This window comes from Actinomyces ruminicola, assembly GCF_900103885.1.
Classification (GTDB): Bacteria; Actinomycetota; Actinomycetes; order Actinomycetales; family Actinomycetaceae; genus Actinomyces; species Actinomyces ruminicola.
The window spans coordinates 42,013-65,432 of the sequence record NZ_FNIM01000015.1 but is presented as its reverse complement, the minus strand read 5'-3'; the positions used below and the strand labels follow the sequence as shown (position 1 = coordinate 65,432).

Sequence of the window (23,420 nt, the reverse complement as noted above, 5' to 3'; positions counted from 1 at the left end):
GTCCTCTGCTGCGATGTTTTGTGCTCTGGTGTGCGGGGAGTACCCGCACACCAGAGCACAAAAGCTCGAAGTAGACCACTAATGCGTGTCGATCGCGGGCCCGCCCACCGCCAAGGCCGACGTCGAAGTGGACCAGGCCGGGATGGCATCCGGGGTAGGTTGCCGACGGAGCCTATGCCGTCGGGACCGGTGCTTGGCCCGACGTCTCCCGCTCCCGGGCAGTGCTCCCCATGGCCCCGCAGCGACCCCGCCGTTATGGTGCTGCCAACAGCCCCGGAGGTGCCCGTGTCCGACCTGATCGTCCGCTGGGGTGGCCTGCGCGCCGTCGCCGCCCTCACCGTTAAGACCCTGCTCATCGTCGTGCTCGCCGTGTTCGTGCCGCTGTACGCATTGGACCCCTTCGGCGCCACGCACACGCCCGCGGTCCAGATCCACGATGAGGCCGACGTGCTCGACGACGACGCCCTCCAGACCGCCCTGGAGGACATCGGCTTCCGCCACGATATCCGCCTGGCCATCCTCACCACTGATGACGTCGACCCCTACGCCAGCTCCGACACCGTCTTCAACGACGCCGTCCTCGACTACGCCCTAGAGCACGAACCGTCGTGGATCTCCACCGCAGACCCCGATGTCTGGGCCGACGGGCTCGTAATTCTCGCCGTCTCGCCACACGGTCGCTGGGTCGGCTGCTACTTCGGCGAGGACGTCAAGGTCGACCTGCGCACTCAGCAGCAGATACAGGACGCCGCCAAGGGCTCCTTCCGCCTGGCGCGCTGGGACGTCGGCCTGGAGACCATGGCCCAGCGCACCGCCGACTCACTCGGCAGGCCGATAGCCTCCACAGAGGTGGCGCTGCTCGTGGCGTTTGCGAGCCTGGCCGCCGCCATCGCGCTGCTGTCGTGGATGTTCCGGTCCCGCCGCGTGGCGCGCGACGCCTTCCGGCAGGCCCGTCGTCACTTCGGCCAGATCACCACCGACTACGATGCCACCCAGATCCGCGCCGGCACCATCCCCGCCGACGACGCCCACGGCGCCCAGGTCTTGGCCCGCTTCGCCTGGTTCGAAGAGCGCTACGCGGGACTGGTGCGCCTCTTCAGCGACTTCGGCTCCCCACGTGGTGCCCAGTGGTTCGTGGGCAGCCGTCGGCGCCGGGCCCAGAAGCTGGAGACCAGTGCGGCGGAACTCGATCGGGTCGACGACGTCATCGCGGCCGCCTCCACCTTCCTCACCCTCGGGCCCGGCTGGGAGAAGGTGTGGGAGAACGAGCAGGGCCCGGTGCACGAGGACCTCGCCTCCTACTCCGCGCTGTGCGCCTCCGTCGCCGCCATCACGCAGCGGAGACGCGTGAGCTTCGACGTCGAGCCGGACCGCGCGTGGATCCGCAGCCGTAGCGATCGGCTGGCGGCCATGACGGTGGAGCTCGCCTTGCGGACCCTGACACCGGCGGCGGCCCTGGACGAACTCGACACGATCGCCGCGGACGTGCGCCACCGCTGCGACGCCCTGGCGCGGCGGGCGCTTGCGGCGGATACCTCCCGCCTGGGGCGGGATCGGCTCGCCCGCTACGAATACGATCGCCGATCGTCTGCATACCGCGGCGGTGGCCTCGACTACCAGGGCTGGTGGAAGTCCCGCAGCGGGCGCGTGCACTACAACCCGGCCACCACGATCCGCATCAACTCCCAGTCGCCGGGCCTGCGCGCTCCGGGCCTGCGCCCCGCGGGCGCGCATGCGACCGGGGCCGGCGCCGTGCCACAGTTCTCGCGGCCGGTGTCCGGGCTCGTCACCGGCTACAGCAAGGCGGCCACCTACACGCCCTCCTCCTCCGGCGGGGGTGGCTTCTCGGGCTCCGGCTCCTCCAGTCACTTCAGCGGCGGCCACAGCGGTGGCGGCGGCAGCTTCCACGGCTCCGGCTCCTCCTCCCGGTTCTGAGACCGATGCCGACTCCGCCACCGGCTGGGGACGCGGACCGCGCCGCCCGAGTCGGAGGCCGTCGACGCCGTGCGGCCGACCGCACCCGGTAGGCTGGCGCGCATGTCGAAGAAGAACCGCCAGCGGCGTCGCGACGACCGCAAGGCCGCCAAGAAGCAGCAGATCCCCTTCGTGGCCCGACCCTTCGAAGGGCTGGCAGCCGAGCAGGACCTGGTGGCGATGATGCAGATCATCCCCGCCGCCTCCATGACGGTCCGTCTGGACGCCGATCACGGCGGTCAGACGGTCCAGCTGGTCACCCTCCTGCCCGAGCTGGCCCGCTCCCTCAAGCGCGCCGACGACGAGGTGCTCGTGGCCATGCAGACCACGGTCCGCTCGGGTGACGCCAGCCGCGACGTCGCCGCCGCCCTGCTGGAGGCCCTCGACCTCGAGCCCGGCACCGGGCTGTCGGCCAGCGGTCTGCCGGGGCCCGGTGAACGCCTCCAGGACATCCTCGACGCGGCCTTCGCTCCCAGCATCGACGTGCGCGAGTCCTTCGACTTCTGGCTCACCGCCGAGCAGGCGGCCGAGCCCGAGGCGGTGCGGATCGTCGAGGACGCCAAGGAGGGGATCGCCCCCACCGCCCCGGTTCCCGGCGTCGAGCACGCCTACTGGTGCCGTATGAACGGCAAGGAGTTCGTCCGCTGGGTGCGCGGCGAGGACGAGGACGACTTCTTCAACGCCTTCGCCCGCGTCCACGCCGCCCACGCCTCCGACCTGGAGGAGGGCGCCCGCTTCCTCGGCGCCTTCCGCGCCTGCGGCCTGGCAATCCCCGTGTGGGAGCTGGTGCCCGGCACCGAGGCCGAGGAACTGACCGAGCCCATGCGGGCCATGGCTAAGCGGCTTGAGGCGGCCCTCGCCGAGGACGCCCCGCTCGACGCCGAGGCCCGCCGCGCCAAGGCCGGCATCATCTCCCGCCAGGTGAACCTGTAAGGCTACGGGCCGCTGGCCAACGCTCCCCTCCGCCGGACGGGGTCGGCTGCGGCGGCAGGCTGCGTGCGGCCCGTGGCTCCCGCCGTCGTCGGGCTCAGGCGTAGCGGCGGGCGACCGCCACCGCCTGCGGCCCGTAGCCGCCCCCGAACAGGAACACGTGAATCATGAGCAGGTGCAGCTGGTGCAGGCCCACGCGCTCGCGCCAACCATCAGCCAGCGGGGAGGCCTCGTCGTAGGCGGCCACGATCCGCTCCAGGTACGGCTGCCCGAACACCCCGAGCGCCGCCAGGTCCGTCTCCGCGTGCGCGCCCTGGGCGAGCGGGTCGATGAGCACCCCCACCGTGCCCTCCGCCCCGCGGTTCCGGCGGCGCTCGTGGCTGGTGGGTGGGGTCGCCGAGACGGTGGGTACGGTCTCGGCTTCGGCGTCCTCTCGCCGTGGTCCGCGCCCAGCTGCGGCGGGCGCCCAGTCGGCTACCTCCGCCGTCGGCACCCACAGGACATTGCCGGTCCACAGGTCGCCGTGCGTGCGGGCGACGGCGATGCCGGCACCGCGCTCCGCGGCGGCCCGGCGGGTGAGCTCGGGCTGGTCGGAGTCGAAGTCGCCGTCGGCCAGGCGCCCGCAGACCCGCTCCAGGAGGGCGGCGTCGGCGGCGCTGAGCGTGCCCGTATCGAGTCCGGGGCCGATGTAGGGGGCGATGCGGTCCTCGGCATAGAACTCCCCCCACCGGCGCGGCGCGCCGGTCTCGACGGCGTGCGGGCGCAGGCGGATGTCACTGCGCCCCATCTGGGTGCGCCCGTCCCACCCGGGTGGGGCCGCTCCGAAGGCGGGGGCCCCGGCGGCGTGGGTGACGGCCAGCGCCCGCCCGAAGTCCTCGGCCGCCGCGGCCGTCACTCGGCCGTCGGTCAGCCGCGGCTCCTCGATCCAGCCGTCGCCGGCGCGCGCGGGCACGACGCACGCACCGCCGTCGGCCATGGCCTGTCCGAGCCAGGCCAGGCCCTGTGCCTCCAGGCGGGTGGCGCCGGGGAGGTCGTCCTGTTTGCGGATGGTGGGCGGGGCGGCGTTCACCCGCCCAGGATCCCACGTGTGCGCTCAGGTGGTCGATGCGCGGTAGACCTCGGCAATGGAGGACTCCAGGGCGGCGTCGAACTCCTCCTGCGTCTGGGAGACGTCCAGCCCCTCCAGCAGCGCACGGGAGAAGCTGGCGATCAGGCCGCGGTTGCGGGCCAGGCGGCGGTTCGCCTCGGCGCGGGTATAGCCGCCGGACAGCGCAGCCACGCGGGCGACGCGCGGGTGGCGCATGAGCCCGTAGTAGAAGTCCGTCACCGACGGGATGGTCAGTTTGAGCACGACGTCGCGGCCCTCGCGCAGGTCGTCCAGGTGAGCGCTGAGGGAGGACAGCAGGAGCAGCTCGATGCCGGTCTTGTCCGGGGCGTGGATGTCCACCTCGGGCTCGATGATCGGGGTCAGCCCGGCGTCGAGGATCTGATTCGCGATCTCGAACTGTTGGTCCACGACGGCGGCCACGCCCTGGGTGTCGGCGTGCAGGATGACCGAGCGCATCTTGGTGCCGAAGGCGTGGGCGTCCACGGCCTTGGTCAGGGTCTCGTCCAGGCGCGGGATCGGCTTCATGAGGCGGGCGCCGTGAGACTCCGGCTCCAGGCCCTTGTCCACCTTCAGGAAGGGGACGATGCCCTTGACGTCCCACAGGTAGTCGGCGGTGGGGCGGCCATCGACCTCGGAGTCGAGGGTGCGCTCGAACAGGATGGTGGCGAGGATGCGCGCGGAGGTGAAGGCGGGGCTGGTCATGACGCGGGTGCGCATGGCGTGAACCAGGTCGAACATCTCCTCCTCGCTGCTCCAGGCATCCGGCTCGATGCCGTAGGCCTTCAGGGCGCGGGGGGTGGAGCCGCCCGACTGGTCGAGGGCGGCGATGAAGCCGGAGCCGTGCCGGATCCGCTCCATCTGCTGATTGCGTCGCTGCGTGCGCGTTTGGGTGGACATGGCGGGCCTCCTGGCTGGATTGTGCGAGTGCTCGGGACGACGTTGTCGCGGCGTTGGCGGCTGGGCCAGCTCGGGCATCAACAATTATATCCGAGAATCGTTCTCATAATATGGCTTTGGGGTTTCCAGGCGGGGGTGAACCGCCGTCGTGTGGATGAGCGGGTGAGTGGGTGGGCTGCGGCGGCGTCCGGGCATCGCGCTTGAGTACGCGGTCAAGCCGCTGAGGACGCGCCCCCGCCGTTGAGGACGCTGTCAAGCCGCCGATGACGCCCTCCAGGCCGGCGTTCTCGCGGGCCGGGGCGCGTCCTCGTGGGCTATCCCGCGTGCTCGAGGTAGGAGCGGTGTGCTCGACGGCGCACCCCGCCACGGCGACGCGGCTCCATACCCCTCTGAGGGGACGACGCCGTCTAGGCCGCAGCCGACGCGTCTCGCGGGGAGGCGGCGGGCAGCACCTCGGCGGCGAAGACCCTGCCCGGCTGCCCGAAGGCGCCGTCCCTGCCGCAGATGCCCAGCGTGAACCAGATTGCCTCCACCGTGCCTGCCAGGCGCTCGCCACAATCCGTCCGGAAGGCGCTGCGTGAGGCCTGCACCGAGCGCCGCCACGCCAGATACTCGGCGGGCTCGCCGTTCGGACCGCCCAGAATGCTCAGCTCGCAGTCCTGCGGAGCCTGCTGTACGGCGTCCTCGACTTCGGTCCACGCAGGTCCCGTGCGCCGCGCGTGGGCCGGGCCGCCCATCGCGCAGTCCCAGTAGGTGCCCAGGGCGGCTACAAGCCGTGGCACAGCCGGGTCGGTGGTGATCCGACTGAGTCCGCGCCCGGCTCCGCGCGCGGTAGGCTGCGGAGCCAGGCTGAGGAAGTCGAATACCTCGTCATGCATGGACAGCAGGTCCGGGCACTGGCCGTCTGCGTCGTTCGTTCGTGTCACCCACCGGCCGTGCAAGCTCAGCGCGCGCAGTCCCAGGGCGAGCTCGTACAGGCGGCCGAGGCCGACGGCGAGCGTGGTTGTGATCGAGTCGCGATTCGACTCCGACAGGCCGCCATCGCGCAGCACCCGCACTCCGGTGGCCAGTAGATCTCGCGCTGTCGCGGATCGGTAGCGGAGCTCGAGGTCCTGCTGTGGCGACAGCGTCAGGGTGAACATAGCGCAAATGTTACGTTCCCGATGCGGGATCGTGGCGAGGCGCGCCGCGTGTCGAAGGTGGGTCTTCAAAGACCTTTTCGGTTTGAGGGTGTGGTGGCGTGGATGGGGGGTGGCCGACACTCGTCGGCGAGGCCTGGGAGCCAGGGCTACCATGGTGCCCGTATCGGCCGAATCGCCTCGTATCGGGAGGACAAGCGGTATGGCTGAGGACGCCAAGGCGAACGAAGCTATCGGGATAGCTGGTGTCGCTGTGCCGGATGCCCTGTGCGCGCCGGAACCCGGCCGTGAACGTCCGACAAGCAAGGTGGTAAGCGCGCGCTACGCGGCGCTGCCTAGTCGCGACACATCCCCAGAGGTCGCGCTGCGGCGCGCGTTGTGGCGAGCTGGCTTCAGATACCGGGTGCAGTATGTGGTCCCTGGGCTGCCTCGCCGAAAGGTGGACATTGCATTCACCAGGAAGAAGGTGGTGGTCCAGGTCGATGGCTGCTTCTGGCACGGGTGTCCTGAGCACTGCGTTCCGCCGACGAGGAACGCGGAGTGGTGGAGGTGGAAGATCGCACGCAACCAGGCCCGCGACCACGATACTGATGAGAAGCTCGCAGCGCTGGGCTGGACTGTAGTGCGTGTGTGGGAGCACGAGCCAGTCGACAGCGCGTTTGCGCTGGTAGTCGCACGGCTGGCTGGGGCTCGCTCAGGTTGAGGGGCGGGCTGACCCCAGGCAAGGGACGGGCAGGGGCTTTGGTATGCGGCCTGTCCCGGTGCCGTTTTGAAGCGCTAGGATGCCGCGTGTGACTGACGATGAAGCGCGCACCTATCCCCCTGAGGCCTACGCTGACGACGGTCTGTTGTGGTGGGACCATCACGATCAGAAGGTTGTCCCCGGTACCAAAGGAGCCGTACCGCGTATGGCAGCCTGGCTCCGCTGGAATGTTGAGCCCGGGCAGCGTTTTAGCACCCGTGAGCTGCGTGATGCGCTCGGAATCGATCAGGAGCATTTTCAGCGTCGGCAGCGAGAACTGCGCGACTATGGCTGGCGGTATTTGTCGGCCAAGGAGGACCCGTCGCTCGGCGAGCAGTGCGAGCTCATCCAATATGGCTGGTGGCCCGGTCAGGGGCCGCGCCCGCGCAGGCAAGCAATATCTGCCAAGGTGAGGCGCCAGGTATTCGAGCGCGATGGTGGCAGGTGCGTCTTATGCGGGCGTGCAGCGGGTGAGTTCTACGAGGACGGAGCCCGGGTTGTTCTTACAGCGGGGCACGTGGTAGCCAACTCCCACGGCGGTTCCGCGGACCTAGATAACCTGCGGACCGAGTGCCGCAGGTGCAACGAGTCCGCGCGTGCCGATACTGGAACAGCGGCCGACCCGCAGGCGATTGTTGAAGCAGTTCGCAGCCTTCGGCGGGCGGACCAGCGCGAGCTTCTCGACTGGATAAGACGTGGTCAAAGAACCAGATCCAAGCTTGACCATGTGCATGATCAGGTGAGGATGAGCGGTCCCGCCGCAATGAAAGCGGTCGTGGAATACTTGGAGGAGCTTGAGAGGCGAGAGGGCGGCCGGGAGGCGCGCTGATGCTACTGGGCGTCGGTGGCCGAGAAGGCCTCTACGATGCTTGAGCCAATCGCGCGTGCAACCGGTGGCGGGAACGCGTTGCCGATTTGTCGGCATGCGTTCGTCTTCCGCCCCGTGATCTCCCAAGAGTCGGGAAAGCCTTGGAGCCGTGCCATCATTAGTGGTGTGAGCCGAGGCTGCCCCTCGAAGTCTGGGCCGGGCGGCTCGTCAGCAATCGTGTTGCCGACGACTCCCATTGCGGCCCAGGCCTTGCGCGCGCGCGTTGGTCCGAGGTCGGGCCCGCCGTGCTTTTTCGATCCACCTACCAGCGTCGGCGCGATCGCGTTGGCGGATGCCGCCCATGCCTCTGCTCCCCTCCATCCTCGTGAGCCCATTAGGTCAACGAGCGTTTCTCCGACCGTACGCGCGCTTTCTGGGTGCTTGGTTGGCCAGGAGTAGTTCTGCCAGTCCTCGTCTCTCAGTGCGACGAGCACGGCTCGTGGGCGAAGCTGTGGTACTCCGTAGTCGGATGCGTTGACGAGGCGCCATTCGCCAACGTACTCCATACATGCGAGTCGTGACAGTATGTGCTCCCTGTAGGCGTCGAATTTCGGGTCGAGAAGTCCCCGGACGTTTTCGATCATCACCCCGCGGGGCTGAATCTCCTGCACGAGGTCGATAGCGCGGTCAAACAGGTTGCGCTCGTCCTGGCTGCCCAGCTGCCGCCCGGCAACGGAGAACGGTGGGCACGGTACGCCCCCTGCGAAAAGGTCAACGTTGCGAAGGTCCGCGGGCGGTTTCCATACGTTCAGGTCGTCCTGGATGACGTTCCACTCAGATCGGTTGTGGCGCAGGGTCTTGCATGCCCAATCCTCAAGCTCAACCAGAGCCAGGTGCTCGAAGCCAGCCTGCTCGAGGCCGAGCGCCTGTCCGCCTGCGCCGGCGCACACCTCCAGCGAGGTGTAGTTGGGACGCTTGTTCAACGCTGTGGCTCCCTGAGCTCGAGAAGTATGTGTCCGACCGGTCCGAACAACGTGCTTCCCAGCTGTGTTCCCTTGAGAGGTCTTGCGGGATGTTGGGTCTGCTTGCCCAGGGGAGTCGATCGCGAGCGGGAGCGTCGGCGGTGCCGGGGGCGCGATTGCCGCGTAGGTCGTCATGGATGGCTCCTTGTCGTGTCCCGGTGGACGGTGTGTTCGTCTGAAGTGTCTCTCGGAAGTCTGACATGAATCGGGCGAGGCAGATCTCTAGGACGGGCGGCGTCTTCGCCACCCTGGTGCCATGCGGGATCGTGGCGAGGCGCGCCGGGGATCCCGCCTGACTGTGGAAGTAGCGCATTGTGCCGGGACGGCCCGAACGTTCCACGACCTTGGGGTACAAAACACGACCCCGGGGTGGTCGTGGAACGTACCCCAAGGTCGTGCAGTGTCACCGAGGTCGTGGAATGCGGCCCGGGCGGCGGGCGGACACGCCTGGTGCCCGCCCGCCGACGGCGGCTGCCGACTAGTGCTCCGCCGACTGAACCGGAGCCAGCTCCTCGAGTTCGTGGCGCGCGCGCAGGCGGGCATTGGAGTGCTCCACGTCCAGGCGCGAGAGCAGGAACAGGATGATGCCGTTGACGATCGCCGGGATCCACAGGTACATGAAGTACAGCATGTTGATGGCCGACTCGGGCTGGACCGGGGCGTTGGCGACGTAGCCGCTCATGGCCAGCAGCCATCCCGCCAGCGCCGTGCCCAGACCGCCGCCGATCTTCACGCCCAGCGAGGTGCAGGAGAACATCAGCCCGTCGATGCGCTTGCCCGAGCGCAGGAAGGTGTGCTCGGAGGCCTCGGCGATCAGCGCGTTGACCGTCCCCTGCAGGGGGCTCATGCCGATGGAGGCGATCCCGGAGAAGACCAGCATCAGTGGCAGGCTGCCCGCGTACGCCGCGGCCACAACCCCGAGCCGGCCGGCGACGGCGATGATGTAGCCGACGATGTTCACCCGGTACATGCCACCGACCCGGGACACCACCCAGGGGGTGGCCAGCAGCCCGGCGATCAGCGGGATGTTGATGGCCCAGGCGAATACGCCCAGCAGGTTGGCGTCGCCCAGGATGTAGGTCATGAAGTAGATGCCCATGTTCAGCGTGGCGGTGAAGATCTGAGTCATCAGGAACACCACCAGGATGATCAAGTAGTACTTGTTCTCCAGCAGCAGCTTGAAGGACTCCTTGAACGGCAGCTTCTCCGCCCCGGCGGCCTCTTCGGCGCGGCGGGCGTCGTCGGCGGGCATGTCGGAGCGGTCTGCGAGCTCCTCGGGGGACAGCTCGCGCACCGACATCACCGACAGCGTGTTCACCGCCAGGCCGATCAGCGCGTAGATGATGGCAATGGTGCGCCAGCCCTCGGCGCCTCCGCCCAGCAGCTCCACACCCTTAACGGTGAAGGTCTGGATCAGCAGGCTGGTGCCGAAGGCGAACATGAAGCGGATCGAGCCCATCTGCACGCGCTCGGCGCTGTTCTTGGTGATCAGCGCGGTCAGCGAGGAGTAGGCGATGTTGTTGGCCGTGTAGAACACCGAGTTCAGCAGCGTGTAGGCGATGAAGAACCAGGCGTACTTGGCGGTCTCGCCCAGGCTGGGCGGGATGGCGAAGACGGCGATGATCATCAGCGTGCAGCCCACGAATCCCCACAGCATCCAGGGCCGGGCCTTGCCCATGCGGGTGCGAGTGCGGTCCAGCAGGGTGCCGAAGATGAGGTCGGAGAAGCCGTCGAAGAACTTCGACAGCATCATGAGCGTGCCGATCACGCCGGGGTTCAGCCCGGCGGTGTCGGTCAGGTAGATCATGACGAACGCGGACAGCAGCGCGTAGACCACGTTCCCGGCCACATCGCCGGAGCCATAACCGACCTTGTTGTACCACTTTAGGTACTTCTTCTCGTTCATCAGTTGACCTCACTGTGAGTCGTACCCGCGAGCGCCTATTCGCCACGGGTGATGGATGGAAGGAGGAAGAGGTGAATGCCGAGGTCCGTCAGGCGCGACGGGTCCACCCGGTAGATGTCCCGCAGGGCGGGCCCGCAGGAGGCGGAGCCGATTCCGGCCATGGCCCGGTCCAGGCACAGCACCGTGGAGTCGCACGCGTGCAGCTCCACATCGTGGCGGGCGCGGGTGAGTTGCTCCTGGGTGTACCGGGAGGCGTTGAAGGACAGCGGCTGAACGCCGGCTGCGGTCAGGGAGGCGACGTCGTCGCTGACGGTGACGTAGTCGCAGTCGGCGTGGCTGCCGCCCTCCTGCGGGCGCAGGTAGGGCACGTGCAGGGCGTCGACGTCGGTGCGGAAGGCGCCGTGGTAGCTGGCGCGGTGCTTGTCGACGTAGCTCTCGTGCGGCCCCAGCCCGTGGTAGGCGACGGATGTCATGGACTGCGGCAGGAACAGGCGCAGGCCCAGGCGGGGCAGGGGCGGAAAGGCCGGGTCGAGCATGACCCGCGCGTCCAGCTCGATCAGTCCGGAGGCGGCGATCGTCCACTTGCCCGCCGCCCGTAGGACCGGCTGCACGGCGGGAGCGCCCACCGACAGCTCCACATGCACGACGACGGCGTCGCCCCGTTCCTCGGCCTCCACGCGGTAGGCGCGGGCGGAGGTGCGGTGGTACTGGGCGGTCTCCCACTGCTTGCGCACCTCGGCGTCGTTGTCCGTGGGGGCCCGCCAGGTGTTGATCTCCATTGGCCGGGTCAGCAGACTGCGCCCGCCCACCACGAGTCGGCTGGGCAGGCCGGTGCGGGTGTCGAACTCGTAGTTGAAGGACTCCCCGGACACCACCAGGCTGGTGGGGCCTACCGACGTTGCCGCGGGCCGTGTCGTCGTTGCGCCCGACGACGGCGCACCGCCCAGTTCGGCCAGCCGGTCCAGCACGCGGTGGCGGGGGCGGGCGCTGGGCAGGGGCACCTCGTCGAAGCCGAGGTCGTGCCCGAACTCCAGCAGCGGCACCTCCGCCTTGAGCCGGTAGGAGACCAGCAGGTGGCAGCGGCCGGAGTCGGGCACCCGTACGGCGCAGGGGACCGTGACGCTGGTGTGCGGCGGCACCGACTCGGGCAGCGGCAGGCTCCCGGCTTCGACGACGTCGCCGTCGCGCCGCACCTCGTAACGGGCCTCCAGGTAGTCGGCCAGGTCGGTGGCGTCCAGGTCGTTGCGCAGGGTGAGGGTGCCGGCGGCGGCGTCGAAGGCGGTCACGCGGGCGGGACGCTGGACGTTCTTCAGCTCCAGCAGGCCGGTGTGGGGCACGCGGTCGGGGGAGACGAGCCCGTCGACGCAGAAGTTGCCGTCGTGCAGCAGCTCGCCGCTGTCCCCGCCGTACAGGTAGATGGGGCGCCCGTTGGCGCTTCCGGCGCGCACGGCGTGGTCGCACCACTCCCACACGAAGCCGCCGCACATGCGCGGCTCGGCGAGGATCAGCTCCCAGTACTCCTCCAGGTCGCCGGGGCTGTTGCCCATGGAGTGGCAGTACTCCACCAGCAGGAAGGGCTTGTCCGGGTCGGAGTCCAGGTAGGCGTGCACCTCGTCCAGGCCCGGGTACATGCGCCCGTACAGGTCGATGCCGGAGTAGTCGTAGGTGCGCTTGGAGTCGCGGTAGAAGGCGCTCTCGTAGTGGGTCACGCGGGTGGGGTCGACGCGCTTGAGCCAGGCCAGCGCGGCCTCGAAGGTGCAGCCGTAGGCGCACTCGTTGCCGGCCGACCAGGAGATGACGCAGGGGCGGTTCTTCTCCCGCTCCACCATGGCGCGCACCCGGTCCAGGGTGGGCTCGGTCCACTCGGGGTTGTCCGCGATGGGCTCGTTCCAGTGCTCCACCTGGCTCTCCCAGGAGGAGTCGGCCAGCACCCGCACCTGGGTGCCGTGGGACTCGACGTCCGCCTCGGACATGACGAAGAAGCCGTACTCGTCGCACAACTGGTAGAAGCGCGGGTCGTTGGGGTAGTGAGCGGTGCGCACCGCGTTGATGTTGTGCTGCTTCATCAGCTTCAGGTCACGCAGCATGTGGTCGACGTCGATGACGGGACCGGTGACCGGGTCGGACTCGTGCCGGTTCACCCCGCGCAGGGTTGCGGGGGAGCCGTTGACGTACAGCACGGCGCCCGCGGTGGTGACCTCCCGCAGGCCGACGCGGTCGGTAATCGCCTCGTCCGGGGTGACCAGTTGCAGGGTGTACAGGTAGGGGTCCTCCGCGCACCACAGGTGCGGGGAGGCCAGGCGCAGCTCGGCGGCGTGGGTGTAGGGGGCGGCGTTGTCCGCGTTCGCCGAGTTGTGCCCGTCGCCGTCGAGAGGCTCCAGCTCGGCCGCGGCGACGACGACGCCCGCGGCGTCGAGCAGGCGCAGGTGGGTGGGTACGGCCCCACCCTGGAAGGAGCCGCGGACGGTGACGGTGGCGCCGTCGTCACCCAGCGCGGTGGTGACGGCGTAGTCGCGCAGGTGGGCGGCCGGGCGGTCCAGCAGGTAGACATCTCGGAAGATGCCGCTGGTGCGGAACTTGTCCTGGTCCTCCAGGTAAGTGCCGTCGCACCACTTGAGCACGAGCACCGCCAGCCGGTTGGGCCCGGGGGTCAGGAAGTCGGTTACGTCGAACTCGCTGGTGGCGTGGGCGACCTGGCTGTAGCCGACGTAGCGGCCGTTGAGCCAGACGTAGAAGCAGGAGTCGACGCCCTCGAAGACCAGGTGCGTGCGCGGGGCCTGCGGCGCGGCGGTGTGCTCGAAGTCGAGCAGGTAGATGCCGCAGGGGTTGTCCTGTGGCACGAAGGGCGGGTCGAAGGGGATGGGGTAGCGGAAGTTCGTGTACTGGTGCTGGTCATAGCCCAGGTGCTGCCAGCTGGAGGGGACCGGGATGCGGCCCAGGCCGGCGGTGGGGAACTCGGGTGCCCAGAACTCCTCGGGGACGGCATACGGGCCCGGGTAGTAGGCGAAGGTCCAGTCGCCGTTGAGCAGGTGGAAGCGGTCGGAGGACTCCCGTTGCCAGGGCGGGGCGGTGGTGGGGGAGGAGGCGGGGACGTAGTAGGCGCGTTGGGGCAGAGTGCCCTCGTGCAGGACGGCGAGACTCTCATGGTGCCCGGGAAGGATCATCGTTGACTCTCCTGTGTGCGGCGGCGGGCCGGGCGGGCCCGCCTGGGGTGATGCCGTGGTGGTGTGGGCGGACGCCGACGGTCGTGAACTGCGTGGCTGGATCGTGTGGCGCTCCGTCTATGTCGACGTTAACATACAGACGTGCGGGTTGAGAATACTCAGTTCTATCCGTCGTTGGAGTGATTCCTCGAAATCCTCCTTGAGGAGGTAGGTCTATTATGATGACGTTATCACTGGTGTGCAGCCGGACCGGGCTCCTGCTCGCGCCGGGACGGGCTGCTAGGCTCGCGAAGGTGGCAGGGGGACGACGTGATCGGGGGGTGCCGTCGGTTGCCGACGTCGCCCGGCTGGCCGGCGTGTCTTCACAGACGGTCTCCCGCGTCTCTGCCGGTGCGACCAACGTGCGCCCGGCCACCCGGGAGAAGGTCCTCCATGCCATGCGGCAGCTGGGTTACACGCCCAACCGCGCCGCTCAGGCACTGCGCAGCGGATCGTTCAAGGCCATCGGCGTGCTCACCCAGCAGATCCTGCGCACCGGCGAGGCCCAGACCACCGACGGCGTGCTGCAGGCGGCCTGGGAGGCCGGTTACACGGTTTCCATGGTGCAGGTGGACCGGCCCCTGTCGGCGGACATGGGCACTGCGGTGCACCGGCTGGCCGCGCAGGCGGTGGACGGCCTCGTGATCGTGCAGGCCGGACGTGCGGGTCCCGAACACCTGGTGCTGCCCGCCGGGATGCCGGTGGCCGTGTCCGACTCGGCGCTGGTGGGCTACTACCCCTCGGCGTCGGCCGACCAGGTCGGGGGCGTGCGCGCCGCGGTGGGCCACCTGCTCGAGCTCGGGCACCGCACCGTCCACCACATCACCGGGCCGGCCGACTCCCAGTCGGCGCTGATCCGCTCCGCCGCCTGGGCGGCGTGCCTGGAGGAGGCCGGGCGGGAGGTTCCCGAGGCCGTGCCCGGGGACTGGGACGCGGCCGCCGGCTACGCCGCCGGCCGCAGGCTCGCCGCCGATCCGGAGGTCACGGCGGTATTCTGCGCCAACGACGAGGTGGCCATCGGCCTGGTGCGCGCCCTGCACGAGCAGGGGCGGCGCGTGCCCGAGGACGTGTCCGTGGTGGGCTTCGACGGTCTGGCGCTGGCCGAGTACTGCTTCCCGCCGCTGACGACGATCCGCCAGGACTTCCACCGGGCCGGGGTGGAGATGGTCAACCTGGTGCTGGAGCAGGTCGCCTCCGGGGTGCAGGACGGCAATCGCCGCATCATCATTCCCACCGAGCTGATCGTGCGCGGCTCCACCGCCCCGCCCGCGCCCGCCCACTGACCCGCCTCCCCTCACCGAGGTCGGTAGAAGTTACGTGCCGAGATCGGTCGGGACCGACGTCGTCATTATGCTTGGGATGGGGAGGCAGCCCTGGTCGTAGACGTGGTCGCGCTCGCCGATATCGAGCGCAAGCACCACCAGCCGGGAGTTCTGGATGTCACAGATCACGCGGTAATCGCCTATCCGATACCGCCACAGTCCCGACAGCCGCCCGGTTAACGCCTTGCCACGGATGCGCGGATCCCCGGTGAGTACCACCGCCGTGAGGGCGTCGCGGATGCGGCGCGCAACCTGCGGGTCGGTTTCCCGCAGCCGGCGGACGACGTCGGGATCGTACTCGAGCCGCCAGTTCGTCATGAGATCGTGCCGATGGCGTCCGCGGCGGGCTCGCCCTCAATCCCCAGCTGCCGATCGACTTCCTCGGCGGAGATGGCGGTCGTGTTCCCGGCCCGGTGTGCGGCCGCACGGTCGGAGATGCGCTGTTCCCATTCCAGCGCGGCGAGATCGCGCTCGAGCACCTCGCGCACGATGTCGCCCTGGCTCCTGCGCGTCGTGCGGGCAAGAGCGGCTACGCGGTCACGTAGGTCTTTAGGCAGCCTGACGGAGAGCGGGCTGCCGAGCGTCGAAGCCATATCTGCATCGTACGCAACGTGAACAGTAAATACAATGTATACAACGTATGTAAGCTGGATGCTGCGGCGACGACCGACTTATCTGATGTCATAGGTCGGGTACCGTGCGGGCGGACCCCACCACGCTGCGCTCGTCCTGGAGGATCATCGTCTCCTCGGTGCTGCGCCGCTCCTACCCGGAGGCTCCCGTCTCCGACCCGCTGCTGTTCGGTCGCAAGCAGGACTTCGCCTACCAGAAGGAGGTGGAGGGCAATCCGGCGCAGCGGCACCACATCCGCTTCTGGCGGGTACCCGAGGGATGGGTCATGCCGGGCGGCCGCCGGGTGGACTGGCTGGCCGGTGCGACCTACGAGCGCCCCGTGGGCCTGTCCACGCTGACCCTCCGGGTGACGCACAAGATCGACGCCGATATCGACGTCGAGCGCGACTACGTGGTCGACGACGTCCGCTGGGCGAATGCCGACGCCCTCCTGGAGATCTGGCCGGACTTCTTCACCGCCTACCACCACCGCAACGGCGGCGGCGGTCTGGTTCGGGCACCCCCGCGCCAGGACCGCTCTGATGGTGGTGCTGAGTCTGAACATCGGCTCGGCCATGACCGAGATCTCTGCCGGCGGGGTCAGGCAGGCCGGATGGGGGCTGATCGCCGCTGCGGCGTTGGGAGTGCTGGCCCTGCTGGCGATGACGGCCAGGCCGGTCCCCCGCTGGGAGAGGGCGCGCAAGGCCGAGCGATTGCGGGCGCGGGACAGGGTCGCGCCGTGATAACACTTTTCGACGTCGGCGCTTTAGGCTAGCCCCCATGAGCGAGTACTTCGCGGGAAGGCGGGACGAGGCGCCCCGAGGCGGCCTTCCGGCCGGGCAGACGGAGCCCTGGACGCCTTTTCACGGCAGCCGTCCCGCGACGGCGTCCCGCTCTCAGATTCCCGGTCGTTCTTCTCAGCGCCGCAGCCGCTCCCACGGGCGCCATGTGGCCCCGCCGCCGCCCGAGCACGTCCGCTTCGGGGTTCCATTCAACGGAATCCTGCCCCTGTGGCACGACGGCGCCGACATCACCTGGCACCGCCCTCTCGATGACGTCGACTTCGCCTCCATCCTCGGCCTGGGACACGTGCAGACCGAACCCGGCCCGTCGGTCACGCCCGGTGGCTGGCAGGAGCTCGTCGAGACCGCCACGCTCCTGCCGGCGGCCGCCGACACCGACGACGGTCCGGTACTACGGCTGCATGCGGCCACGCCGTCGGGCCGCCGCGCCATCAACGACCCGGGCGACGGCGCCTCCATTCGGCTGTCCAAGGCCCTGCCGGTGGAGGAGGCCATGGGCGCCGGAACCGGCCTGGACCTCATCGGATTCTCCATTCACATCGGCCGCCTGATGCTGCGCGCGGCGCGCGACGGGGCGATTCTGCTGTTCACGCTGCGCGCCCCTCGCGATCCGGAGGCGCACCACCTGCTGTCCGTGCCCAGCGAGGTGGATTCCCGCCAGGTCATGCACTTCCACCTGGGCACCCTGCTCGACATGAACGACGGCGCCTGGGCGCGCGCCAGGCATGCCGACAACATGACCCTGCTGGACCTGGATATCCCCTACCAGAGCCTGCTGGGCGGCGCCGGGGCGCGAGGGCTCGAAGTCGGGCCCTTGACGGAAATGGCCCGGCCGGTCGTGGAGTGCCTGCTGCGACCGGGCTTCCCCTTCGCACTGGGGTCGTCCGTGATCATGCCGACGAAGCGGTGAACCCGGCTTGAAACGCCGTCCCGACTCGGCCAGGCTCCTGCCATGACCTCACGCCCGGACTCCGCAGCCCGCACCGCCGTCGGCCAGGTCGGCGGCGTCGACTCGCTCGACCCCGTGCCCCACCTGCCCGAACCTCGCGACCGGGCCGCGCCCTACGGCGTCGTCATGGTGTGTACCGGCAATATCTGCCGCTCCGCCATGGCCCACGCCGTGCTCGTGGACCGCCTGGCCGCCGCCGCTGTCCCCACCACCGGCCCGGGCGGCGTCGTCGTCACCTCGGCGGGCGTCTCCGACGAGGAGACCGGCAACCCCATGGACCCCCGTGCACGGCGCATCCTGGCCGAGGGAGGCTACGGCATCGGCGCCGACGCCGCCGCGCGCGCCGTGGCCGCGGTCATCAACGCCCACGCCGCCCACCGCATCAGCGACGCCGAACTGCGCAGCGCCGACCTCGTCCTGGCCATGACCACCGCACACCTGCGCGCACTGCTCCGCCGTGCCGAGCGCCTCGGCGTCGACCCCGGGCGCATCCGCATGTTCCGCGAGTTCGATCCGGAGGCGGCTACCACAACTCCCGCGGGCGGCACGGCCCCTGGTGCACCGGCATACCCCGCCGACCGGGCCGACCTGGACGTGCCCGACCCCTGGTACGGCACGGTGGCCGACTTCGTCGACACCCTCGACGTCGTCGAACGCGTCAGCGACGCCCTTGCCCCCGCGCTCACGCAGCTGACGGGCACGCCCGGCGCCACGCCCTGACTGGCCACCCGGCGCCACGCCCCGACCGGCCACGGCCTCAGCTCAGTCGTTCGTTCAACCAACCGGTGAGCGTGGACAGGTACTCCTCGCGCACCGGCGAGGGCGACAGCACCAGGTCGTGCACGCCGCCGGGGATCTGCACCACGGTGACGTCCTCGCCCAGGAACCGCGACCGCTCCACGATCTGCTCCACCGACAGCACCGTGTCGCAGCGCAGCGCCTCCTCGCGGGAGATACCCGGCCCGCCCGACGCCGTCGAGCAGCACACCAGCACCGGCACACCGATGCCGAGCCCGTGGTGCACCTCCCGCTGCAGCCGGCGAATGCCCGCCAGGAAGCCCGCCCGCACCGGGAACGACGGCGAGGGCTTCAGCGATAGGTCCCAGTCCCACTCCCCGCCCCAGCGGCGGTGCAGGGTGCGGGAGTAGATGTCGACCTCGATCGGTCCGGGATCGCTGTCCACCGGCACGGCGGTGGCGGCGTCGGCGGTGAGCGGCGCGTCAGGTGCGGCGCCTGCGGCGGACTTGGCGGTGGAGGCCGCCTCGGCCTGTTCGAGTTCCCTGATCTCGCCGGGGTTGTCGATAATGCGGTCGGGATCGCGGCGGGAGATCAGGTCGATCAGGGCCGAGCCGTAGGAGCGCACCAGGCCCGAGGAGTTCAGCTGCAGCCACGGGGAGTTCAGGGTGACCGCCTCAACCGATCCCGGATGGTCCCCGGCCCAGATCACCGCCTGCAGGCCGCCGGTGGAGTGGCCGTTGAGCACCACCGTGGAATGCCCGTGCTCGCTGCGAATGATGCGCAGCGCCTCGCCGATCTCCTCGTCGTGCACCCGCAGGTCGCGCACGTCGTGCGGGGACCAGTAGCCCACGCCCGCCCGACCGCAGGTGCGCAGCTCCAGCGCGTAGAACTCATATCCGGCGGCCAGGAACGCCTCGGCCAGCCAGGTCTGGAAGAAGTAGTCGTTGCGCCCATGCAGGTACAGGACGGCGCGTCCGTGCCGGGGAGCACCCAGCTCCCCGTTCGGTCCCGGGGCCGGCACGGCCCCGCGCTGGTGCACCAGCACGGCGTGGTCGGCGCCCGGGGCGGCGGGAGACTCGGTCACCGGAATGGTGCGCGCGACCCACGGCTCGCCCAGGATGTCTGGCGCCAGCTCCGGCAGCGGCCCGGGGGCCGCCGTGGCTCCGGTGGGCGATGGGTGGCTGAGCGGGGCCGGTTGCGGGTCCGGCGTCGTCGCGGTCGTGGGTGCCATGGCTGCATCCTGTCACGGACGACGGCGGTCGGCCGTGCATACTCCGCGTCGGTGTGCGACAACGGCGCCGGGCCGAGGGCGTCTGTGCCGCCAAACGCATGTGTTCGTCTCACGAACACGAGTTCTCCTCAGGCACACGAGTTTCTGGAGCTTTGCAGGTGTGGAGCACGTGTAAACCTCCAAAACGCGTGTTCGTGGCGCAAGCGCGTGTTTGTGGCGGGAGACGCCTGGGCAGTGATGCGCGCGTCGTTTTCGGCAACCGGCTTGCTCCGGGCGCCGCTTCCCGCCTAACGTAGGCGCCGACCATCCAGAGCAACCGAGAGACCTGGCTCGTCGACGTTGCAGCAACCCCCGTTCGCGGTGAGGGTGCTACCGCCAGGACCGATGGAGGACCACGTGACGGAACCACCTGTATCCGCAGGACCCGCTCCGGGAGGCGCGGTGACGCACGGCGCGGCGGCCGAGCCGATGATCTCCCTGCGCGACGTGCACAAGGTGTACAGGCTCCCGGGCGGGAAGACGGTGCGCGCCCTGGACGGGGTCACCCTGGACGTGCAGGCCGGATCCATCCACGGCATCGTCGGCACCTCCGGGGCCGGCAAGTCCACCCTGGTGCGCTGCCTGACCAGCCTCGAGCGCCCGACCTTCGGCGAGGTCCGCGTGGCGGGCAAGGACATGACCGACCTGTCCGCCCGCGACCTGCGCGAGGCCCGCCGCGCCATCGGCATGGTCTTCCAGCACGCCAACCTCCTCGACTCGCGCACCACCGCCCAGAACGTCGCCTACCCGCTGGCGCTGGCCGGCGTGCCCAAGGGGAAGCGGCACGACACGGTGGCCCGGATGCTCGACCTGGTCGGGCTGGCCGACCGCGGCTCCTCCTACCCCTCCCAGCTGTCGGGCGGACAGAAGCAGCGCGTGGGCATCGCCCGGGCGCTCGCGGACCAGCCTCCCGTCCTGCTGTGCGACGAGCCCACCAGCGCGCTGGACCCGGAGACCACCCGCCAGATCCTCGGCCTGATCCGGGACGTGCGTGACCGCCTCGGCGTCACCGTCGTCATCATCACCCACGAGATGAGCGTGGTGCGTCAGATCTGCGACTCGGTCAGCCTGCTCCAGGCGGGTCGCGTGGTCGAGTCCGGCTCCATCGAGGCGGTCGTCTCCGACGTAGGCTCGCGCCTGTCCCACGAGCTCGTCCCCACCCCCGAGATCCCCGAGGGCGCTCTGAACGACGGCGACGTCGTCATCGACGTGGCCCTGACCGCCCACCCCGGCCAGCCCGCCGCCGCCCACGTGCTGGCGCTCGCCGCCGAGCGGGGCGCCGACGTCGCCGGCGGCCTGTTCGAGACGCTCGGCTCCGCCCAGGTCGGCCGCCTGGCCCTCACCGTGCGCGCAGAGCGGGCTGCGGGCACCCTCACCGCCCTGCGCGAAGCGGGCGTCACCGCGGAGGTGCGCGCATGAACACGCTGATCGGTTCCACCGGACTCCTCGCCCTGGCCACCGGCGGCGACGACACCTGGTTCAGCAACCCCGCCATCCAGCGCAAGCTCGGTCCGGCCACCTTGGAGACCTTCCAGATGCTCGGCGTCTCCGGTGCGCTGACGATTGTGTTCGGCATGCTGCTGGGACTGGCGCTGGTCACTACCGGCAAGCGCGGTCAGCACGCCAACCGGGCCGTCTACGAGGTGCTGTCCCAGATCGTCAACATCGGCCGCTCCATGCCCTTCATCATCCTCATGGTGGCCCTCATCCCCTTCACCCGCATGCTCGTGGGCACCTCTCTGGGCTGGGGCGCGGCCTGTGTGCCGCTGACCATCGGCGCCATCCCCTTCTACGCCCGCCTGGTGGAGACCGCCATCAACGACGTCGACCACGGCAAGGTCGAGGCGGCCCTGATGATGGGCGCCTCCGGCAATCAGATCACCTGGGGCGTGCTGGTCCGCGAGGCCCTGCCCACCCTCATCCAGTCCGCCACCGTCACCCTGATCACCCTGCTCGGCTACACCGCCATGGCCGGCACCGTGGGCGGCGGCGGCCTGGGCGACCTGGCCATCCAGTACGGCTACCGGCAGAACGCCTCCGACGTCATGGTGATCGTCGTCGTCCTCATCGTGCTCGTGGTCGCCGTCATCCAGGTGTGTGGCGACATGCTCAGCCGGCTGGTCGACCACCGCTGAGCCTCGACCAGCCGGAGTCCCGGGGCCTGCGGGCCCCGACGGCTCGGCCTGAGCACAAGGACCTACTCAAGACAGGGAACACCACCATGACCACCACCATCACTCGTCGTACCGTCCTGGCCGGCGGCATCGTCTCCGCCGTCGCCCTCACCCTGGCCGCCTGCTCCGGCAACTCCAGCGGCGTCGACGGCATCACCGTCGACGGCGACACGGCCACCATCAAGATCGGCGCCACCCCGGAGCCGCACGTGACCATCCTGCAGTGGGTGCAGGACAACCTGGCCGCCGACGCCGGGCTGAACCTGGACATCGTGTCGATTGACGACTACGACATCCCCAACGCCTCGCTCAGCGACGGCTCCCTGGCGGCGAACTTCTTCCAGACGCCCAACTTCCTGGAGCAGCAGAACGAGGAGAAGGGCTACGACCTGGTCGCCATCGCCGACGTGCACATCGAGCCCATGGGTATCTACACCGACAAGGGCTACAGCTCCGTAGACGAGGCGGCCGCGGGCGGCACCATCCTGCTCAACAACGACCCCGCGAACACGGCTCGTGGCCTGAAGCTGCTGGAGTCCGCCGGCCTGATCACCCTCGACCCCGACGTCGAGAGCCCCACCACCCTCGACGTCACCGAGAACCCCAAGAAGTTCGAGCTGGTCACGGTGGACGGCGCGCAGGTGCCGGTGTCGATGGCGGACGCCGAGCTGGCCGTCATCAACGGCAACTACGCGCTCGGTGCGGGGCTGAACCCCAGCGAGGACGCCCTCGTCCTGGAGCCGAGCGGGGAGTCCCCCTACGCCAACCAGCTCGTGGTGCGCAGTGCCGACAAGGACAACGAGTACCTGGTCAAGCTGGCCGGACTGCTCAACTCCGATGGGCTGCGCACCTACATCCAGGAGACCTGGACCGACGAGTCCGTGATTCCGGCCTTCTAGGACTCGCCCTACCGCCGAGATCGGTCGAAGTCACGTGCCGAGATCGGTAGAAACGGCGGAGGGGCGGAGCCGAAAAACGGTGACGCTGCCCGGGAACCGGGTTCCCGGGCAGCGTCATTAGTGCCGATTTGGGTACGTAACTTGTGCCGATCTCGGCGTGGTTCCAGCCACCCCGGTGGGGTCCCGCCGACGGGATCTCCGCCGTCGTAATCTCCGCTCAGTCCACGATGCCGTACAGGCGGTCGCCGGCGTCGCCCAGGCCGGGGACGATGTAGGCGTGCTCGTTCAGGCGCTCATCGCGGGCGGCGGTGACGACGGTGACCTCGGCACGGTCGCCGATGGCCGCCTCCAGGGTGGCGATGCCCTCCGGGGCGGCGATCAGGCAGATGGCGGTGACGTCGCGGGCGCCGCGCTCCAGCAGGTAGTTGATGGCGGCCACGAGGGTGTGGCCGGTGGCGAGCATGGGGTCGATGACGAAGCACTGGCGCCCGGACAGGTCGTCCGGCAGGCGGTTGGCGTAGGTCTCGACCTCCAGGGTGTCCTCATTGCGCTTCATGCCCAGGAAGCCCACCTCGGCGGTGGGCAGCAGCCGGGTCATGCCCTCCAGCATGCCCAGCCCGGCGCGCAGGATCGGTACGACGATCGGACGGGGCTCGGCCAGGTGCCGGCCGGTCGTGACCGCAACCGGCGTCTTGATGCGGATCTCGTCGGTGCGCACGTCGCGGGTCGCCTCGTATGCGAGGAGCGTGACCAGCTCGTCGACGAGCTGGCGGAACACGGCCGACGGCGTCCTCTCGTCGCGCAGGACGGAGAGCTTGTGGTCAATGAGCGGGTGATTGGCAACGTGCAGGCGCATGGCCCAAGCCTAGATGAATGATCTGCCGGGGGAGGGGCCGGTTGGGAGACTCGGCTGACCGACGGCGT

At 69.6% G+C, this 23,420-nt stretch carries 20 protein-coding genes, 1 pseudogene and 1 riboswitch; of the genes and pseudogenes, 11 read left to right on the top strand and 10 right to left on the bottom strand.

Annotation, left to right across the window (positions count from 1 at the left end; genetic code table 11):
- The first annotated feature begins 285 nt into the window (after positions 1-285).
- Positions 286-1,935: a DUF5129 domain-containing protein gene (locus BLR49_RS10800; protein ID WP_092537488.1), complete on the top strand. Its 1,650-nt coding sequence runs from the start codon at positions 286-288 to the stop codon at positions 1,933-1,935.
- Between the two features lie 102 nt (positions 1,936-2,037).
- Complete coding sequence (locus BLR49_RS10795) at positions 2,038-2,907, top strand: DUF5926 family protein (RefSeq protein WP_092537486.1); 870 nt, start codon at positions 2,038-2,040, stop codon at positions 2,905-2,907.
- A gap of 94 nt (positions 2,908-3,001) precedes the next feature.
- Here the strand turns inward: BLR49_RS10795 and BLR49_RS10790 are convergent, their stop codons facing one another.
- The 3 genes from BLR49_RS10790 to BLR49_RS10780 form a co-directional block, all read right to left on the bottom strand.
- Positions 3,002-3,973, bottom strand: a complete 972-nt coding sequence (locus tag BLR49_RS10790) for a fructosamine kinase family protein (protein WP_092537484.1) — start codon at positions 3,971-3,973, stop codon at positions 3,002-3,004.
- Between the two features lie 24 nt (positions 3,974-3,997).
- A complete protein-coding gene (locus BLR49_RS10785) occupies positions 3,998-4,909 on the bottom strand; it encodes a fructose bisphosphate aldolase (RefSeq protein WP_092537482.1) in 912 nt (303 codons plus the stop codon).
- A 407-nt stretch (positions 4,910-5,316) separates the two neighbouring features.
- Positions 5,317-6,051: a hypothetical protein gene (locus BLR49_RS10780; protein ID WP_092537480.1), complete on the bottom strand. Its 735-nt coding sequence runs from the start codon at positions 6,049-6,051 to the stop codon at positions 5,317-5,319.
- A 199-nt stretch (positions 6,052-6,250) separates the two neighbouring features.
- Between BLR49_RS10780 and BLR49_RS10775 the strand changes: the two genes are divergently transcribed.
- Together BLR49_RS10775 and BLR49_RS10770 are read left to right on the top strand one after the other, a co-directional pair.
- Positions 6,251-6,751, top strand: a complete 501-nt coding sequence (locus BLR49_RS10775; RefSeq protein WP_092537478.1) for a very short patch repair endonuclease — start codon at positions 6,251-6,253, stop codon at positions 6,749-6,751.
- A gap of 88 nt (positions 6,752-6,839) precedes the next feature.
- The gene (locus BLR49_RS10770; protein ID WP_176765855.1) at positions 6,840-7,619 is read left to right on the top strand and encodes an HNH endonuclease; all 780 of its coding nucleotides are present in this window, start codon (positions 6,840-6,842) and stop codon (positions 7,617-7,619) included.
- A gap of 2 nt (positions 7,620-7,621) precedes the next feature.
- Here the strand turns inward: BLR49_RS10770 and BLR49_RS10765 are convergent, their stop codons facing one another.
- From BLR49_RS10765 to BLR49_RS10755, 3 genes are all read right to left on the bottom strand, one after another.
- Positions 7,622-8,581, bottom strand: a complete 960-nt coding sequence (locus tag BLR49_RS10765; RefSeq protein ID WP_245690620.1) for a DNA cytosine methyltransferase — start codon at positions 8,579-8,581, stop codon at positions 7,622-7,624.
- Between the two features lie 517 nt (positions 8,582-9,098).
- Positions 9,099-10,526 carry an MFS transporter gene (locus BLR49_RS10760; RefSeq protein WP_092537472.1) on the bottom strand — a complete coding sequence of 476 codons (1,428 nt, stop codon included), beginning with the start codon at positions 10,524-10,526 and terminating at the stop codon, positions 9,099-9,101.
- A 35-nt stretch (positions 10,527-10,561) separates the two neighbouring features.
- On the bottom strand, positions 10,562-13,690 hold the full coding sequence (locus BLR49_RS10755; protein WP_092537470.1) for a glycoside hydrolase family 2 TIM barrel-domain containing protein: 3,129 nt from the start codon (positions 13,688-13,690) through the stop codon (positions 10,562-10,564).
- 218 nt (positions 13,691-13,908) lie between these two features.
- On the opposite strand from BLR49_RS10755, the gene BLR49_RS10750 reads away from it, so the two are divergent.
- Positions 13,909-15,012 (top strand): LacI family DNA-binding transcriptional regulator, encoded by a 1,104-nt coding sequence (locus BLR49_RS10750; protein WP_245690619.1) that lies wholly within the window; start codon positions 13,909-13,911, stop codon positions 15,010-15,012.
- A 30-nt stretch (positions 15,013-15,042) separates the two neighbouring features.
- Here the strand turns inward: BLR49_RS10750 and BLR49_RS10745 are convergent, their stop codons facing one another.
- Complete coding sequence (locus BLR49_RS10745) at positions 15,043-15,369, bottom strand: type II toxin-antitoxin system RelE family toxin (protein ID WP_092537468.1); 327 nt, start codon at positions 15,367-15,369, stop codon at positions 15,043-15,045.
- Positions 15,366-15,644: a type II toxin-antitoxin system RelB family antitoxin gene (gene relB, locus BLR49_RS10740; RefSeq protein WP_092537466.1), complete on the bottom strand. Its 279-nt coding sequence runs from the start codon at positions 15,642-15,644 to the stop codon at positions 15,366-15,368. Before relB ends, BLR49_RS10745 begins: the two co-directional genes overlap by 4 nt.
- Positions 15,645-15,739: 95 nt before the next feature.
- Between relB and BLR49_RS10735 the strand changes: the two are divergent.
- From BLR49_RS10735 to BLR49_RS10725, 3 genes and pseudogenes are all read left to right on the top strand, one after another.
- A pseudogene (locus BLR49_RS10735) lies at positions 15,740-16,406 on the top strand (LssY C-terminal domain-containing protein); the annotation flags it as partial.
- A 37-nt stretch (positions 16,407-16,443) separates the two neighbouring features.
- Positions 16,444-17,376, top strand: a complete 933-nt coding sequence (locus BLR49_RS10730) for a hypothetical protein (protein WP_092537464.1) — start codon at positions 16,444-16,446, stop codon at positions 17,374-17,376.
- A 165-nt stretch (positions 17,377-17,541) separates the two neighbouring features.
- Positions 17,542-18,135 (top strand): low molecular weight protein-tyrosine-phosphatase, encoded by a 594-nt coding sequence (locus BLR49_RS10725; RefSeq protein ID WP_092537502.1) that lies wholly within the window; start codon positions 17,542-17,544, stop codon positions 18,133-18,135.
- A gap of 37 nt (positions 18,136-18,172) precedes the next feature.
- Here the strand turns inward: BLR49_RS10725 and BLR49_RS10720 are convergent, their stop codons facing one another.
- Entirely contained in the window at positions 18,173-19,384 is a 1,212-nt protein-coding gene (locus BLR49_RS10720; RefSeq protein ID WP_092537463.1) for an alpha/beta fold hydrolase, read from the bottom strand.
- Between the two features lie 300 nt (positions 19,385-19,684).
- A riboswitch (SAM riboswitch) is annotated at positions 19,685-19,775 on the top strand.
- Between BLR49_RS10720 and BLR49_RS10715 the strand changes: the two genes are divergently transcribed.
- The 3 genes from BLR49_RS10715 to BLR49_RS10705 all read left to right on the top strand — a co-directional run bounded on the left by BLR49_RS10715 (position 19,769) and on the right by BLR49_RS10705 (position 22,496).
- Positions 19,769-20,842 carry a methionine ABC transporter ATP-binding protein gene (locus BLR49_RS10715; protein WP_092537461.1) on the top strand — a complete coding sequence of 358 codons (1,074 nt, stop codon included), beginning with the start codon at positions 19,769-19,771 and terminating at the stop codon, positions 20,840-20,842. (Overlaps the previous riboswitch by 7 nt.)
- Positions 20,839-21,558 carry a methionine ABC transporter permease gene (locus BLR49_RS10710; protein ID WP_092537459.1) on the top strand — a complete coding sequence of 240 codons (720 nt, stop codon included), beginning with the start codon at positions 20,839-20,841 and terminating at the stop codon, positions 21,556-21,558. Before BLR49_RS10715 ends, BLR49_RS10710 begins: the two co-directional genes overlap by 4 nt.
- A gap of 86 nt (positions 21,559-21,644) precedes the next feature.
- Positions 21,645-22,496, top strand: coding sequence for a MetQ/NlpA family ABC transporter substrate-binding protein (locus BLR49_RS10705; RefSeq protein ID WP_092537457.1), 852 nt, complete (start codon positions 21,645-21,647; stop codon positions 22,494-22,496).
- Positions 22,497-22,713: 217 nt separating this feature from the next.
- Here BLR49_RS10705 and upp read toward each other — a convergent pair whose 3' ends face one another.
- Positions 22,714-23,352, bottom strand: coding sequence for a uracil phosphoribosyltransferase (upp, locus tag BLR49_RS10700; protein WP_092537455.1), 639 nt, complete (start codon positions 23,350-23,352; stop codon positions 22,714-22,716).
- Positions 23,353-23,420 lie beyond the last annotated feature (68 nt).